Source organism: Microbacterium sp. Ru50 (genome assembly GCF_002920555.1).
In the GTDB taxonomy this organism is placed as follows: domain Bacteria; phylum Actinomycetota; class Actinomycetes; order Actinomycetales; family Microbacteriaceae; genus Microbacterium; species Microbacterium arborescens.
The window spans coordinates 1-14,959 of the sequence record NZ_PQSV01000005.1 but is presented as its reverse complement, the minus strand read 5'-3'; the positions used below and the strand labels follow the sequence as shown (position 1 = coordinate 14,959).

The 14,959-nt window shown below is 71.1% G+C and carries 14 protein-coding genes; 1 reads left to right on the top strand and 13 read right to left on the bottom strand.

Annotation, left to right across the window (positions count from 1 at the left end):
• Nucleotides 1-59 precede the first annotated feature (59 nt).
• The 8 genes from C3481_RS14385 to C3481_RS14350 form a co-directional block, all read right to left on the bottom strand.
• Complete coding sequence (locus C3481_RS14385) at nucleotides 60-1,871, bottom strand: ABC transporter ATP-binding protein (RefSeq protein WP_103843017.1); 1,812 nt, start codon at nucleotides 1,869-1,871, stop codon at nucleotides 60-62.
• The gene (locus tag C3481_RS14380; protein WP_103843015.1) at nucleotides 1,868-3,703 is read right to left on the bottom strand and encodes an ABC transporter ATP-binding protein; all 1,836 of its coding nucleotides are present in this window, start codon (nucleotides 3,701-3,703) and stop codon (nucleotides 1,868-1,870) included. The genes C3481_RS14385 and C3481_RS14380 overlap by 4 nt, the downstream gene beginning before the upstream one ends.
• Nucleotides 3,704-4,007: 304 nt before the next feature.
• Nucleotides 4,008-4,568: a methylated-DNA--[protein]-cysteine S-methyltransferase gene (locus tag C3481_RS14375; protein ID WP_103843013.1), complete on the bottom strand. Its 561-nt coding sequence runs from the start codon at nucleotides 4,566-4,568 to the stop codon at nucleotides 4,008-4,010.
• Nucleotides 4,565-6,079, bottom strand: a complete 1,515-nt coding sequence (locus C3481_RS14370) for an AlkA N-terminal domain-containing protein (RefSeq protein ID WP_103843011.1) — start codon at nucleotides 6,077-6,079, stop codon at nucleotides 4,565-4,567. Before C3481_RS14370 ends, C3481_RS14375 begins: the two co-directional genes overlap by 4 nt.
• A gap of 147 nt (nucleotides 6,080-6,226) precedes the next feature.
• A complete protein-coding gene (locus C3481_RS14365) occupies nucleotides 6,227-6,895 on the bottom strand; it encodes a hypothetical protein (protein WP_146053663.1) in 669 nt (222 codons plus the stop codon).
• Complete coding sequence (locus C3481_RS14360) at nucleotides 6,873-7,517, bottom strand: hypothetical protein (RefSeq protein ID WP_141097151.1); 645 nt, start codon at nucleotides 7,515-7,517, stop codon at nucleotides 6,873-6,875. Before C3481_RS14360 ends, C3481_RS14365 begins: the two co-directional genes overlap by 23 nt.
• A 57-nt stretch (nucleotides 7,518-7,574) precedes the next feature.
• Nucleotides 7,575-9,266 carry an alpha/beta hydrolase gene (locus C3481_RS14355; protein WP_088380576.1) on the bottom strand — a complete coding sequence of 564 codons (1,692 nt, stop codon included), beginning with the start codon at nucleotides 9,264-9,266 and terminating at the stop codon, nucleotides 7,575-7,577.
• The gene (locus C3481_RS14350; RefSeq protein WP_023955656.1) at nucleotides 9,263-9,556 is read right to left on the bottom strand and encodes a hypothetical protein; all 294 of its coding nucleotides are present in this window, start codon (nucleotides 9,554-9,556) and stop codon (nucleotides 9,263-9,265) included. The genes C3481_RS14355 and C3481_RS14350 overlap by 4 nt, the downstream gene beginning before the upstream one ends.
• A gap of 274 nt (nucleotides 9,557-9,830) precedes the next feature.
• On the opposite strand from C3481_RS14350, the gene C3481_RS14345 reads away from it, so the two are divergent.
• Entirely contained in the window at nucleotides 9,831-11,258 is a 1,428-nt protein-coding gene (locus C3481_RS14345) for an NAD(P)/FAD-dependent oxidoreductase (RefSeq protein WP_103843007.1), read from the top strand.
• Between the two features lie 31 nt (nucleotides 11,259-11,289).
• Here C3481_RS14345 and C3481_RS14340 read toward each other — a convergent pair whose 3' ends face one another.
• The 5 genes from C3481_RS14340 to C3481_RS14320 all read right to left on the bottom strand — a co-directional run.
• Nucleotides 11,290-12,099, bottom strand: a complete 810-nt coding sequence (locus C3481_RS14340; RefSeq protein WP_103843004.1) for a hypothetical protein — start codon at nucleotides 12,097-12,099, stop codon at nucleotides 11,290-11,292.
• A gap of 43 nt (nucleotides 12,100-12,142) precedes the next feature.
• On the bottom strand, nucleotides 12,143-12,817 hold the full coding sequence (locus C3481_RS14335) for a hypothetical protein (RefSeq protein WP_023955662.1): 675 nt from the start codon (nucleotides 12,815-12,817) through the stop codon (nucleotides 12,143-12,145).
• A 10-nt stretch (nucleotides 12,818-12,827) separates the two neighbouring features.
• The gene (locus C3481_RS14330) at nucleotides 12,828-13,469 is read right to left on the bottom strand and encodes a hypothetical protein (RefSeq protein ID WP_064955740.1); all 642 of its coding nucleotides are present in this window, start codon (nucleotides 13,467-13,469) and stop codon (nucleotides 12,828-12,830) included.
• On the bottom strand, nucleotides 13,469-14,596 hold the full coding sequence (locus C3481_RS14325) for a hypothetical protein (RefSeq protein WP_023955666.1): 1,128 nt from the start codon (nucleotides 14,594-14,596) through the stop codon (nucleotides 13,469-13,471). Before C3481_RS14325 ends, C3481_RS14330 begins: the two co-directional genes overlap by 1 nt.
• A partial coding sequence (locus C3481_RS14320; protein ID WP_219817673.1) for a hypothetical protein occupies nucleotides 14,593-14,959 on the bottom strand: 367 nt, incomplete at its 5' end. The genes C3481_RS14320 and C3481_RS14325, both read right to left, overlap by 4 nt.

The following is a 14,959-nucleotide window of genomic DNA, read 5'->3' as shown; positions in this document are numbered from 1 at the left end:
CCGCGAGAACGCACCGTTTCGGGTGCGTTCTCGCGACGGCGGTGCGTTCTCGGCGGGCCTCAGACGAGCGACTCGCGCCAGGCGCTGTGCAGCTGGGCGAACTTGCCGGTGCCGGCGATGAGCGCGGCGGGGGTGTCGTCCTCGATGATGCGACCGTGCTCCATCACGAGCACCCGGTCGGCGATGGCGACCGTCGACAGGCGGTGCGCGATGATGATCGCCGTGCGGTCGGCCAGCAGCGTGCCCAGGGCTTCCTGGATCTGCCGCTCGCTCGGGATGTCGAGCGACGCCGTCGCCTCGTCGAGGATGAGCACTGCAGGGTCGGCGAGGAAGGCCCGGGCGAACGAGATCAGCTGACGCTGCCCCGCCGACACCCGGCCGCCGCGCTTGTTGACGTCGGTGGCGTAACCGTCGGGCAGCCGCTCGATGAACTCGTGCGCCCCGACGGCCTTCGCCGCCGCCTGGATCTCGTCCATCGTCGCGTCGGGCTTGCCGAGCGCGATGTTGTCGGCGACCGTCCCGCTGAACAGGTACGCCTCCTGCGTGACCATGACGATCGCCCGGCGCAGATCCTTCGGGTGCAGCTGGCGCAGGTCGACGCCGTCGAGCGTGACGCGCCCCTTCGTGGGGTCGTAGAACCGCGCGACGAGCTTGGCGAGCGTGGACTTGCCCGCACCTGTCGTGCCGACCAGCGCGATCGTCTGCCCGGCGGGCATGTCGAGCGCGAAGTCGGGCAGGATCGTCACGGCATCCGAGTACCCGAACGTCACGTCCTCGAAGCGCAGGTGCCCGCGGGCTTCGCGCAGCTCGACCGGATCGGTCGGGTCGGGGACGGTCGGGTCTTCCTCGAGCACACCCGAGACCTTCTCGAGCGCCGCCGTCGCCGACTGGTACGAGTTGAGGAAGAAGGCGACCTCCTGCATCGGCGCGAAGAAGTTCCGCACGTACAGCACGGCCGACAGCAGGAATCCGAGGCTCAGCGTGCCGTCGACCACCCGGAATCCGCCCCAGGCCAGCACGAGGGCGAGCGAGACGGATGCCACCGCCATGAGCGCCGGCTCGAACGTTCCGAACAGGCGGATCGAGCGCATGTTCACATCGCGGTAGTCGCTCGAGAGCCCCCCGAACTCGGTGTCGTTCGCGGGTTCTTTGCGGAACGCCTTGACCGCACGGATGCCGGTCATCGACTCGACGAACTTCACGATCACCTTCGCGCTGATGACGCGCGACTCGCGGTAGACGACCTGCGACCGCAGGTAGAACCAGCGCATGAGCAGGAACAGCGGGATGCCCATGACCGCGAGGATGATCCCCGACTGCCAGTCGAGCAGCAGCAGCGCGATGAGCGTGAACCCGCCGTAGAGCAGACCCGAGACGAGCTCGTTCAGGCCGCCGTCGAGCAGCTCGCGGATGGTGTCGAGGTCGCTCGTCTGGCGCGAGATGATGCGTCCCGACGTGTACGACTCGTGGAACTCGAGGCTGAGCCGCTGCGTGTGGCGGAAGATGCGCTTGCGGAGGTCGATCATGACCGCCTGGGTCAGGCGCGCCGCCACCACGGCGTACCAGCCGATGAGCGCGGCACCGCCGAGAGCGGTGATGAGGAAGACGATGACGACCGCGATGGTCGGCATCCAGTCCGCTTCCTGCTGTACGGCCGGCAGCGCGTTGGCGATGCCCCAGCCGACGAGTGCGGGGCCTGCGACGCGCAGCGCCGTCGAGACGACGAGCACGACCGCGGCCAGCGCGAGCTGCGCACGCAGCGGTGAGACCAGCGACCCGAGCAGGCGCAGCGAGCGACGCCGGATCTCGCGGCTCTCCTCGCGGGTGTAGTCGGAGCGGTCCTCGCCGCTCGTCCCGGTGACGGTGCTCACAGGGTCACCTCCGTTTCGTCGTGTCGTTCCTGGTCGTGTCGTTCCTGCTCGTCCTCGAGGCTCGAGATGACGTGCCGGTAGTGCTCGCTCGTGCGCAGCAGCTCGGAGTGCGTGCCGACGGCGGTCACGCGCCCCTCCTCGAGCAGTGCCACGCGGTCGGCGAGGGTCACGGTCGAGGGGCGATGCGCGACGATGAGCGCCGTCGTGTCGGCCAGCACCTCGCGGAGCGCGTCTTCGACGAGCGCCTCGGTGTCGACGTCGAGCGCCGACAGCGGGTCGTCGAGCACCAGCACGGCCGGGCGGGCGGCCACGGCACGGGCGAGCGCCAGGCGCTGGCGCTGTCCGCCCGACAGGCTCAACCCCTCCTCGCCGATGACCGTGTCGACTCCCTCGGGAAGCGTGTCGACGAAGTTCGCCTGCGCGACCGACAGCGCCTCGCGCATGACGCGCTCGGCTTCCGCGCTGCCGCGTTCGAGGTCCTCGCGACCGAGCAGCACGTTCTCCCGGACGGTCTGCGAGAACAGCGTCGCGTCCTCGAACGCCATGCCGACGTGACGGCGCAGCTCGTCGAGCCGCAGGTCGCGCACGTCGACGCCGTCGAGCAGCACGCGGCCTCCCGTGACGTCGTACAGGCGCCCGGGCAGGGTCGTCAGCGTCGTCTTGCCCGAACCCGTGAGGCCGACGAGGGCCATCGTCTCGCCCGGTCGCAGCGCCAGGTCGATGCCGTCGAGCAGGTCGCGCTCGCTCTCGGGGGCGTCCTGGTACCGGAAGTGCGCGCCTTCGAAGACGAGCGCGCCCCGCGGCTGCGCGATGGTCGTCGGGTTCTCGGGGTCGACGATCGTGTTCTGCTCGTCGAAGACCTCGAAGATACGGTCGGTCGCCGTCCGCGCATCGACGAGGAACGAGAAGAGGAAGCCGATCGACTCGACGGGCCAGCGCAGGATCGTCGCCATCGCGAAGAAGGCGATGAGCGAGTCGACACCGAGCTCACCGGCCTGGACGAGGTAGATACCCGCCCCGAGGCACAGCGCGAAGGCGATGTCGGGCAGCAGCACGAGCCAGAACCAGATCCAGCCGACCGCCTTGGCCTTCTTCACCTCGGTCTCGCGCAGGGTCTCGGCCTGACGCGTGAACTTCTGCAGGGCGTGTCCGCCGCGGCCGAACGCCTTCAGCACGCGGATGCCGTGCACCGACTCCTCGACGGCCGTGGCGAGGTCGCCCGCCTGGTCCTGGCTCTGGCGGGAGAGCAGGCCGTAGCGGTTCTCGAAGACGAATCCCGCGATCCACAGCGGCGCCGAGACCACGACGAAGATCGTGCCGAGCAGCCAGTGCCACCGGAACAGGATGATCGAGCCGACGACGATGGTCAGCATGTTCACCACGAGCAGGACGATGCCGAAGGCGAGCCAGCGGCGGATGAGGCTGATGTCCTGCATCATCCGACTGAGCAGCTGACCCGACTGCCAGCGGTCGTGGAAGGCGACCGGCAGTCGCTGCAGGCGGGCGAAGAAGTCGGTGCGCAGCTCGTACTCGACCTTGGTCGCCGGGGCGAGGACGAACCAGCGGCGCGCCCAGACCATGAGTGCCTCGAGCAGACCGAGGGCGAGAACGGCGCCGGCGCCGAGGACGATGAGCCACGGGTCGCCCGAGTTGATCGGGCCCTCGGGACCGACGATCACCTCGAGGACGAGCGGGATGCCGAGGGCGAGCAGGCTCGCGATGAGCGCGCTGACGAAGCCGAGGCTCAGCCGGGGCAGCACCGGTTTGGCGAAGGGGAGCAGACGCGCGAGCGCGCGCGGCGTGGACAGACGAGGGGGCGTCGAGGAAGTCATGATCCTGAGGTGTGTCGAGCGGATGCCGAAGACGGCGAGGGGCGCGCGCGAGCGCGGCGAAGCGGGACCGGGGCCCCGCGGGAGGAAACGTCGGAAGCGGCGAAGCGCTTCCCGGAGCTACCGGGCGATTCCTCCGTGTGCGGGGCGTCCGTCGGCCGTGACGAGGAGAGCGACGGACTTCGTGATGACGATGGCCGGGGACATGGCTTCCTCCTGAGGTCGAGCGGACAGAGCACCCGCTGCACACACGGGAGCCCTCCAGGCTATACCTGAGTATTCGCTGAGTGCAAGGACGAATCCGCGCTCAGCCGTTGTGCCGCGCCTCCCGCGCCAGCAGTCGCTGCTTCACCTCGACGCCCCAGGCGAACCCGCCGAGCGCCCCACCCGTGCGGAGTACGCGGTGGCACGGCACGAAGAGGGCCGCGGCGTTGCGCGCGCAGACGGATGCCGCCGCGCGCACCGCGCCGGGCGAGCCGAGCGCCGCCGCGAAGCCGGTGTAGGTCAGCGGCTCGCCCGGCGCGATCCCGCGGAGCGCCTGCCAGCCGGCGCTCTGCATCGCCGTGCCCGACTGGCGCACCGGCACCGCGTCGATCGCCGCGAGGTCGCCGTCGTAGTACGCGGCGACCGCGGCGGCGGCATCCGTCGTTCCCTCGACCACCTGTGCGGGGCGGGCGGCGGGCCGAAGTCGGTCGAGGATCGCGACCGGGTCGGCCGTCCACCCGGACGCCAGCACCGCTCCGCCGGCCTCGAGGATCGTGAAGGGACCGTCGGGGGTCGCGACGGTCTGGATCGAGGCGATTTCGCCCCGCGCGGCCGCGGTCGCGGCAGGCTCGAGCGACGTGGGAGCGTCGGAGACGGCGGTCATGTGCGGGCCTTTCGAGACGTCGGGAGGGTCGGCTCGGTCGCGCTTTCGCGCCAAGCCTGCGTGACGGGTGCGGCGTACCAGAGATGCGCCATGAGGTAGCTGCGCCAGGGCGCCGTGCGTTCGGCCCAGGCCACCAGCTCGGACGGGCCGGCCGGCATGCCGGCGGCGGCAGCGCCCGCGCGTGCCGCGACGTCGCCGGGCAACAGGATGTCCGGGTCGCCGAGCACCCTCATCCGCACATAGTCGGCGGTCCAGGGCCCGATGCCGGGCAAGGCGAGGAGCGCAGCGCGCTGCTCGTGGGTGTCGTCGCCGGCAGACAGGCGCAGCGAGCCGTCGGCGAGCGCGGTGGCGGCACCGACGATCGCCCGGATGCGGGCCCCGGGCCCGCGCAGGACCTCGGCGCCTCGTTCGGCGATCGCCGCCATCGTCGGGAAGAGGGTGGCGGGGCCGGCGGCGGTCTCGACCGGCTCGCCGAGCTCGGCGGTCAGGCGCCCCTGCACGGTGCGGGCGGAGGCGACGCTGATCTGCTGGCCGATCATCGCGCGGATGAGCATCTCGTCGGGGTCGATCGCCGCCGGCAGGCGCACGCCCGGGATCCGCGCCACGAGAGGCGCGATCTCGGGATGCCGCGCGAGGGCCTCGTCGATGGCCGTCGGATCGGCATCGAGATCGAACAGCCGACGCACGCGGGCGATGAGGGTCGACAGGTCGGCCAGCGAGGCCAGCTCGGCACGCAGGCGCACACGCCCCGCGTCATCCTGGCGCACCTCGAACCACGCCGGCCCGCCGGCGAGACGGATCACGCGGGCGAACGAGCGCTCGTCGCCCGACTCGACGCCGGGGATCGCGTGGGCCCGCATCCATCCGAACAGGCCCGCGGCGTCGAACGGCTCGCGCACCGGCAGGACGAGGTCGATGCGGCCCGGCATCCGCTCCCCCGCCTGCCGTCGCGCACGCAGCTGGCCGGGAGGCATCGCGAAGACCTCGCCGACCGTCTCGTTAAACTGCCGGATGCTCGCGAACCCTGCGGCGAAGGCGACGTCGGCGATCGGCAGGTCGGTGTCGACCAGCAGCGTGCGCGCGGTGTGGGCCCGGTGGGCGCGGGCGAGGGCGAGCGGGCCCGCGCCGAGTTCCGCCGTGAGGAGCCGGGTGAGGTGGCGCGACGAGTACCCGAGGCGGGATGCGAGCCCCGGAACGCCCTCGCGGTCGACGACACCGTCGGCGATGAGGCGCATGGCCCGTGCTGCGAGATCGCCGCGAAGGTTCCACTGCGGCGACCCGGGGGTGGCCTCGGGCAGGCAGCGCTTGCACGCGCGGTATCCGGCCTCGTGGGCGGCGGCGCTCGTCGGATAGAAGGTCACGTTGGCGGGCCGAGGGGTGCGCGCGGGGCAACTCGGGCGGCAATAGATGCCCGTCGAGCGCACCGCCGTGACGAACTGGCCGTCGAAGCGGCGGTCGCGCGCGTCGATCGCGCGGTACCGCTCGTCGAACGTCATCCCGTCACTGGCCATGCCCCCAGCCTGACATGCCCCGCCGACACCGGCTCGCGGAAATCGGACACGACTGTCCCCGGCTCCCTCCCCCGTCGACTCGCCACAGAATGCGGATGCCGCCCCCTCCGAATCCGCGCTTTCTGGCGAGTCGACGGGGGCGGCGGGTCACGGCGGCGGGAACGAGAACGACGGTTTGGAGGCCGGACCGTCGACGGCGGGGAGGCGGCGCCAGACATCGTCCGGTAGGCGTTCTTCGGCGAAGACCTCAGTCGCGAGATCGTGCGCCGATCCTGGGGCGCACTCTGTCTCGGCCGAAACCCGCACCTGGCCCGTCGCGGGACGGATGCTGACGACCGCCCGCTCGGCTATGCCGCCCTCGGCTACGACGGTCACTTCTCGCGCCTCGCCCTGCCCCCGGTCGGCCATGTGGCTGTCGATGCCCAACGAGGCGAAAGCCTCGACTGCCACCCCGGCCACTTCCCGAGGGTCGCGTCCCGGCAGCTCGAGACCGCGGACGGCGACGAGGCGGTATCCCCCGCCCTCGTTGAGCGCGCGCTGACATCCCGTCGGGTGAGCGCCGTACGACCCGTCCACGACGCGCCACTCGGTCGGCTCGATCGCCATGACCACCGTGTGCACGCCCGTCGCCATCGCGACGAAGCGGTCCCGCGCCTGCGCATACGTCTCGCCGCCTTCGAGCCCGACCGGATTCGCGCATCCGCTCGCCAGCAGCACGGGGAGAATCACGACGGCGGCGATGCCGAGGCGGCCCGCGCTCGTCTCGCGCAACGTCCGCCAGCGGCGCAGGCCTTCATCGCGAGGGGACCGGGGCATCCGTCACGACCGGCTGCGGCTGCACCGGCGTTCCGTCTTCGTTGTAGTAGATCGGGCCGTCGGGCGGGAAGAAGAACTGCGGCACCGACAAGGGGCCTTCCGTCGCGGGGAGCCGCCGCCAGACGTCGTCGGGGTACAGTTCCTCACCGAACATCGTCGTGAGGATGTCCGAGCTCGCGCCCGCCGTGCAGGCGGTCTCACCGGAGACGAGCACACGACCATCGAGGGGCCGGATCACGACCACGGTACGGGCGGCGTCGCTCTCACCCACGACCGTCACCTCTCGCGCATCCCCCGAACCGCGCTCGACGGTCTCCGCGTCGATACCGAGCTCGGCGAAGCCCTTCGATGCCGCTGCCGCGATCTCCGCGGCATCCCGATCCGGCAGCTCGAGCGCGCGCACCGCCGTGAACGAGTATCCGGTCTCCGAGCTCACGCCCAGCTGGCATCCGCTCGGGCGCGCTCCGTACTGCCCCTGATCGACGCGCCACTCGGTCGGCTCGATCGCCATGATCACGGTGTGCAGTTCGTCGGCCATCGCCGTGAACTGCTCGCGCGCCTGGGTGTACAGGTCTGCGGCCGGCTGTTCGTCACCCGGTGTCGCCGCACACGAACTCATCATCAACACCAATCCGACAGCGAAGGCCGTCATCGTCATTCGCGAGGTCGATCTCATCAATCACGTCCGGTAAGGGTCAACGGGCAGCCACTCCAGCCAATCGGGCAGATCCCAGAAGCCGCGCTCGCTGCCTTCGCCGTCCATCTCCGTTCCAGGCTCACCGGTCAGGACGATCTGCTGGATGTTGTAGAACGACTCCGATCCTTGCACGAGGTACCCCTCGCCGTCGCCGGAGGGAAGCGGGCCGTTGCCGCCTTCGTGCGCGCCGTGTCCCGGGGTGGGTGCGAGGTGCTCGCCGTCCGCATAACCGCCGTCGCTGCCGAACTCGGTCACGCCGGGGAGCGTCTCGGGAACCGTGCCGTGCGCGCCGCCCCAGCTCGTGTCACGGCCGATCCGGGCCCAGGCGTCGTTCTCCGACAGCGTCGCGTACATGCGCAGGCCCCCGGCGTTCTGGAGATTCGACAGGATCTGCGGGTCGCTCGGGAACCCGGCCGATCCGACCGCGATGAACTGGTCGACGCCGAGTGCGTCCGGACGCGACCCGATCGCGAGGGCAGCGGTCGTACTGCCGTAGGAGTGCGCGATGACGGCCTTCTCCGCGGTGGGATGCACCGCATCGATCCCGAGCAGGAACGAGCGGAGCGCTGCCGCGCCATCGCGCGCCCGTTCCATCCCGGGCTCCTCGATCTCGTTGGGAGAGTCGTAACCGAACCATGCGATCGTCGCCAGGCCCGGCCCCGCGTTGTTGAGAGCGCGAGCCGAGTCTCCCCACTCGCCGATACCCGCCACGGACGAGTTCATACCGGGGACGAGCACGTTGATGTCGGTTGCAGCAGCGAGATCGCCGTATGCCAACGCCGCGGTGGTCTGCGCTGAGCCGTCGGGATCGAACGAGACGAGGAGCGGGAAGGGAGGGCCATCCGTCAGCTCTTCCCACAACGCCGCGACATCGTCGCCGAGCGCACCGTCCGGGTTCGTGGCGCGCAGCGCCTCCAGGCGCTCGCGGTTGATCCGTCCGCGGACGTCGTAAGGGATGCCGTCGAGGTTGCCGATGATATCGGGATGCGCTCGGGCGATCTCATCCTGCAGCTCGGGATGCGCGAGCCACAGCTCGAGCACGGCCTGCGGGGTGTCCGCCGCGAGCAGCTGGTCGAGCAGGTTCTGCGCCTGCGACGTCATCGCCGGCCCCGCACCGCCGGCGAGCTCGGCGAGCGCCGCGTCGTAGGCCGCGTCCCATGCCGAGTAGTGGCTCTCGAACTGCTCCCACAGATCGGCGAGATCCCGCGCCGCGGCATCCCGGGTCGCGACGGCATCCTGTGCGGCGTCATTCGCGCGCCGGACGTCGGCCGGCTCGCCGGAGCGAGAGGTCCACAGCGCGTTCAGCCCGGCTTCATCGGCCGCGGCTGACGCCGACGACAACGACGCGTGGGCCGACTCGATGTCGTCAATGAGCCGGTTCGCCGACTCCGCCGACGACGAGAACGCGTCCGCGTACCGCTGCAGCACCCCCGCGAGAAGCTCCGCCTCGGCGATCTCCGTAGCCAGCCCGTTGGCGACTTCCTGCGCTTTCGAGCGTGCCGAGCGGATCGATGCACCGACACCGTCGAGGTCGGTCGCGGCCTGGACGGTGGTGCGGAGGTCGCCGAGCGACGCCGCCACGCGACTGAACGCGCCGCTCCACCAGCTCATCGACCCAGGATTGCCCTCGAGGCGCTCGAGCGGGTAGCCGCGGTTGGGTGAGGTGAGCGTCACGGCTGCTCCTGACCGGTGAGTTCGACATCGAGGTCGGAGTAGCGCGTCGTGATCGCGGTCAGCAGGGCGCCGACCTCGGATGCTGCGGTCGTGCGCTCGAGCACGGCGCGATTCAGCCCGCTCAGCCGCCGGTTCATCTCGAGACGAAGCGCGACCCGGTGCGCGGGGTTCTCGACACCGGTGTCGTCGCCCTGGATGTCGGCGTTGTCCATCACCGCGCTCGAGACCCGCGTCTGGATCGCATCCGCGGCGCTCGTGAGCGCGTGGTAGTAGATCTCGACGTCTGACATCGGGCCCCCTCCGCCGGCTCGGTCCGGCCGACGCTCACACGCTATCGGGGGCCCGCACGCCGCGTCGATGGGGAGAACTCCCCTGCCTCGCCGGCCGGCGACCCGCCGTCGCCTCGTGCCCCAAACAGGCTCACCCCCTCGCCATGCCCGCTCACGGGTCGCATCGAGCCTCTCAGCCTGTTGGCGGCACGCGCACCCGCGACGACCGGCAATGCGCGACCGCGCTGAGCGCAAGTGCTGGCGCACAGCCGGCAACCGGGGTTAGCGTCGCGACATGAGCGAACGCACCTACGACCTCGTCGTCATCGGAGCCGGTCCTGTCGGAGAGAACGTCGCCGACCGCGCCGTGCAGGGCGGCCTGAGCGTCGCCATCGTCGAGAGCGAACTGGTCGGCGGCGAGTGCTCGTACTGGGCGTGCATGCCGTCGAAGGGTCTCCTGCGGGCCGGCGCCGCCCTCCGCGCAGCGCGCGCGGTCGACGGCGCGAAGCAGGCCGTGACGGGCGACATCGACGTCGCCGGGGTGCTTCGCCGCCGCGACTCGCTGACCTCCGACTGGAACGACGCGTCGCAGGTCGAGTGGCTCCAGGGAGCCGGCGTCGACCTCGTGCGCGGGCACGGCCGCCTCTCCGGCGAGAAGCGCGTCGAGGTCGCCGGACCCGACGGCTCGCTCACCACCCTCGTCGCACGTCACGCCGTCGCGGTGTGCACCGGTTCGGCGGCGCTCCTCCCCGACGTCCCCGGCCTGGCCGATGTGTCTCCGTGGACGAGCCGCGAAGCGACCGCCGTGCAGGAGGTCCCGGGCTCGCTCGCGATCGTCGGCGGCGGCGGCGTCGCCGCGGAGATGGCGACGGCCTTCGTCGACCTCGGCAGCGAGGTGACGCTCATCGCTCGCAGCCGGCTGCTCGGACCGATGGAGCCCTTCGCGGGCGACCTCGTCGCGCAGTCCCTCACCGACCGAGGTGCGCGGGTGCTGCTTCACACCGACCTCGTCTCCGCGCAGCGCGTCGACGACGGTCAGGTCGAGCTCGAGCTGTCGAACGGCACGCGCGTCCGCGCCGACGAGGTGCTCGTCGCGACCGGACGCGTCCCGCGAACCGAGGATCTCGGGCTGGATACCGTCGACCTGGAGCCCGGCTCGTGGCTGGATGTCGACGACACGATGCTCGTCCGCGGATCCGATTGGCTCTACGCGGTCGGCGACGTCAACCACCGCGCCCTCCTCACGCACCAGGGCAAGTACCAGGCCCGCGCAGCCGGCGACGTCATCGTCGCCCGGGCGACCGGTGGCACCGTCGACGACGCCCCGTGGGGTGCGCACGTCGCGACTGCCGACCACGGCGCCGTGCCGCAGGTGACGTTCACCGACCCCGAGGTCGCCTCGGTCGGTGAGACCGAGGCGTCCGCGCGTGCTGCGGGACGCAACATCCGCGTGCTCGACTACGACCTCTCGTGGATCGCGGGCGCGTCGACGCGGTCGGACGCCTACACCGGGCAGGCACGCGCGATCGTCGACGAGGACCGCGGCGTTCTCATCGGGGCGACCTTCGTCGGGGCGGATGTCGGCGAGCTGCTGCAGTCCGCGACGATCGCGGTCGTCGGCGAGGTTCCGCTCGCACGTCTGTGGCACGCCGTGCCGGCGTACCCGACGCTCAGCGAGGTGTGGCTGCGCTTCCTCGAGACTTACGGCCGTCCGACCGTCTGAGCCGGAACGGCCGGCCGCCGCAGCCACCGCCTCACGCGCGCCGCTCGGCGTCGAGGAGGAACAGCGTTCCCGGCTCGCACCCGAGGGCCCGCTCGAGGGTGCCGGCATCGATCAGGCCGCGCTCGTGCAGCACCGCGAGGGCCGCGTTGCGGTCGTCGACGATGGCCTGACGCTCATCCCCCGGCAGCGCCGCGATGCGGGCGCGGATGCCGCCGACGCTGAGACCCGTCTCGGGCACGGCCTCGCCGTCGCCATCGGGCTCGCGCACGCGGAAACGCACCAGCATCACGAGGGCTGCCAGCCCGGCGACGCCGAGCGCGATGAGGACCGGACCCCGCCACTGCTGCCACCCGATGTAGTCGTCGAGCTCGGCGATGCCCGGCATCGTGCCGAGCGCGAGAATGGCCATCGTCCCCGCCACGAGGTGGATGGAGAACTCCGGCCACGAGAACCGGGCGCCCCGGACCAGCCAGATGACCAGGAGGATGGTCTGGGCGACCGCCGCGACGGTGAAGATCGCGCCCGCGATCGGCATCGCCCGCTGGGCCTCGATGCGGTGGAAGTCGAAGCGGTCGCCCATGAGCACGGCGAGACCCGCGATCGGTGCGAAGAACGCGCCGATCACGACGGCCCACAGCACGACGTCGAGGACGCCGCGCACTGGCGACCTCTTCGCGTTCGCGTGCAGGCGGTGCGCCATCGCGGCCCCGTCGGCGCCGAAGTGCTGGAAGATCTCCGGATGCCGCTGGTAGGCCACGGCCTCGAGCTGAGCGAATCGGACGTCGGCGGCGAGCGAGTGGTCTTCCGCCCAGCCGCGAGCCGTGGTGTGGAGAAAGCTCATGAGCCACCGGCAGCGTCAGCGTATGCGGCAGGTGAAGCGTGCCTCAGCGCGCGCGCACCGAGCCCGTCAGCCACGCCCACAGCGGGTCACCCGCACTCAGGCCGTTGACGATGCGCAATACGCCGCCGATCTGACCGATGCCGCTGAGGGCGCCGCAGATGCCGACCAGCAGGACCGGCACCGTGAAAACCGAGACGCCGGCGCCGAGGTCGCGCACGAAGACCGCGACACCGCCGATGGCGACGAGCAGCGCCAAGGTCGCCGTGCTCAGACGGACCAGGATGCGCGGCTCGAGGTTGACGGTACGTGCCTGTACCCATCCTGCGGCGCGCGGCGCGCGCTGGCCCGCGACGTACGGTGCGCGCAGCCAGAACGACGCAGCGCGAGTCAAAGCGCGACCCGTGCGCCACAACACCACGAGCAGTGCGACGCCTCCGAGCGCGATCGCCGCTGCGATGACGATGACGATGACGGTGTCCGGTGTCACGACGCCCATCGCCACGACGGTCGCGACCAGCCCGCCCGCGAAGAACACGCCGCCCGCGGCAGCGACGAATCCGACGATTCCGAGCGCCCAGCGCGACCATCGCTCGTAGTCGGCACGCAGGACGGCGACAGCACGATCGGCGTCGGACGGCCCCGCGGATGCCGCAGGCTCCCCCGCCTCGCCCGTCTCGAGGAGCGGGCGGGATGCTGCCTGGATGAAAGCGAACGCCATGGACAGAATGCTACGTGGCGGCGGGCTCGGGCTCCGCGGGCTCGACACCCTCGGGCAGAGCCTGAGTGGTCGTGAGCGCGAACGCGACGTGCAGCGCCAGCTCGGCCGACTGCTGCGGGTCGGAGCACAACCCCATGACGACGGCGGTGCCCGCCCCGCCGGGAAGACGGATCTCGCCGACCGCCGTGAGGTGCGGCATCCCGCCGTCCGCCGACGCACCGAGGGTGATGGTGCCGACGCGGCCGTCCGGGGTGGTGAAGCTCTCGCTGCGCCCGCCCTCGCCGAACCGCGCGAGCGGGAGCAGCCGGTGGAACGCCGTCGCGGCGGCGTCGGTCTCGGCCGTCCCCGGCACCACGTTCGTGCAGAGGAAGAACGCCGCCGGGCGCTCGCCCAACGTCAGCGAGACACCGGCGAAGGCGAAGGCTGTGTCGGCGAACAGCTCGACGCCGGCGCGGAAGCCGTCGACGATCGCGTCGCGCGCAGCATCCGGGAGCCAGCCCTCGGCACTCACGAGGTACCAGTCGAGCCACTCCTGCGGCGAACGATCGCCGAACGAGCGGAACTCGATCCACCCCTGGGGCACGCGCTGCCAGACCCGCAGCGGCGCACCCTCAGCCGCGATCGGGTCGAGCGTCGCCTCCTGCTCGGTCATCAGACCTCCTCGTCGGTGCGCGGACCGTTGCCGCGCAGGGTGTTGTTGAACCGCTCGGAGAGGTTCTGCCACGGCCCGGTCAGACTGTCGACGAAGTCCGTCCCCTTGCTGTGGGCGTCCATCGCACTGTTCACGGTCCAGTAGGTGTTCGCGACCATGTTGGGCAGATTGACGTTGAGCGCCACGGCGACGCTTCCCGCCGCGGCCCCACCGCCGGCCATGGCCGGCGTCATGCCCTGGATCGACGGGATGAGCACCTGTCCACCGGGGCCGATCAGCGCCTTTGCAGCCTGCCCGAGCGCGCCACCCGCGAGCAGTCCGAGGGCGCCGGTGGCGAACTCGGCGAACGTTCCGCGACCGGTCGCCCATTGCAGGCCGTCGATCGCGACGAGCGCGATGGACATGATGAGCGCCACCGTGCCGAGGACGGGGATGAAGAGCGAGAGGATCGCGATGATCGGCAGCGCCGCCCGGAGGATGTCCTCCAGGATCGGCACCACGTTGTCCATGAGCCAGTTGCCTGCGTCGGCGAGCCAGTCGCCGGCCGAGCCCAGGAAGTTCATGACCGGATTGCCGGCGTAGGAGTTCAGCGTGTCGCTCGCGGACAGCAGCGCTCCGGCCGCGGCGGCAGCATCGGCGTCGACCTCGTCCTTGAGCTGACGAGCACGCGCGCGGATCGACTCCAGCTCGCCCTGCGCGTTCGCCAGCGCCGTCGACGCGTTCGACACGGCATCCGGGTCGGCGTCCTCGGCGTCCTTGTTCGCCTGTGCCTGCGCATGGGCCGATTCCGATGAGGCGACGCTCGCGGATGCCGCTGAGGCCTCCTCCGCGAGCGCTGCGGCACGCCGCTGATAGTTGGTGAGCTGATCGGTCCAGGTCGCGAGGGCGGTCCGCGATGTGCGCAACGCCTCGCCGGTGTCACTGAGGTGCGGTCGGAAGTCCTCGCTGAGTGCGGCGCGGAACGCCGTCGCCGACTTTCCGATCCAGGCGCCGTCGTCGGAGCCGTCCATCATCGACAGCGCGTCATCGACGCCGTCGCAGCTGGTGGTGAGCGCATCCACATATCCGGAGAGCGTCGCGACATCGCCAGGGGCGGGGTCGAAGCCGAGAGCGGAGAAGTCGGTCACGACGCCGATCCTTCCTGCGGAACCATGCTGTTGCCGAGCTCGGTGTCGAGCTGCTGGAATGCCTCGAGAATGCCCTCGAGTCCCGTGCCCGCGTCTTCCGCATAGCGGGCGAGTTTGTCGATACCGCCACCCCACGAATCGTGGAGATCCTCGAGACGCCGCCGCAGCACGTCTTGGGGCACGGCCGCGCCCGACACGTTCGACATCGCCCGTGTCGCCCCGTCGAGAACATCCCGCATGTTCGCGTAAGCGTTGCGGCTGGCGCGCATCGCGCCGTAGTCGATCCGCACGTCGACCATGGTCACCTCCGAGAATCGAGCGGAGCCGAGGCGCCCAGGACGCCTCGGCTCCGGGAAGACGAGA

Bases quoted from the DNA above. Each gene is read 5' to 3' on its own strand.
- C3481_RS14380 (WP_103843015.1), bottom strand. From the start codon at position 3,703: ATGACTTCCTCGACGCCCCCTCGTCTGTCCACGCCGCGCGCGCTCGCG.
- C3481_RS14375 (WP_103843013.1), bottom strand. From the start codon at position 4,568: ATGACCGCCGTCTCCGACGCTCCCACGTCGCTCGAGCCTGCCGCGACC.
- C3481_RS14370 (WP_103843011.1), bottom strand. From the start codon at position 6,079: ATGGCCAGTGACGGGATGACGTTCGACGAGCGGTACCGCGCGATCGAC.
- C3481_RS14365 (WP_146053663.1), bottom strand. From the start codon at position 6,895: ATGCCCCGGTCCCCTCGCGATGAAGGCCTGCGCCGCTGGCGGACGTTG.
- C3481_RS14360 (WP_141097151.1), bottom strand. From the start codon at position 7,517: ATGATGAGTTCGTGTGCGGCGACACCGGGTGACGAACAGCCGGCCGCA.
- C3481_RS14350 (WP_023955656.1), bottom strand. From the start codon at position 9,556: ATGTCAGACGTCGAGATCTACTACCACGCGCTCACGAGCGCCGCGGAT.
- C3481_RS14345 (WP_103843007.1), top strand. From the start codon at position 9,831: ATGAGCGAACGCACCTACGACCTCGTCGTCATCGGAGCCGGTCCTGTC.
- C3481_RS14340 (WP_103843004.1), bottom strand. From the start codon at position 12,099: ATGAGCTTTCTCCACACCACGGCTCGCGGCTGGGCGGAAGACCACTCG.
- C3481_RS14335 (WP_023955662.1), bottom strand. From the start codon at position 12,817: ATGGCGTTCGCTTTCATCCAGGCAGCATCCCGCCCGCTCCTCGAGACG.
- C3481_RS14330 (WP_064955740.1), bottom strand. From the start codon at position 13,469: ATGACCGAGCAGGAGGCGACGCTCGACCCGATCGCGGCTGAGGGTGCG.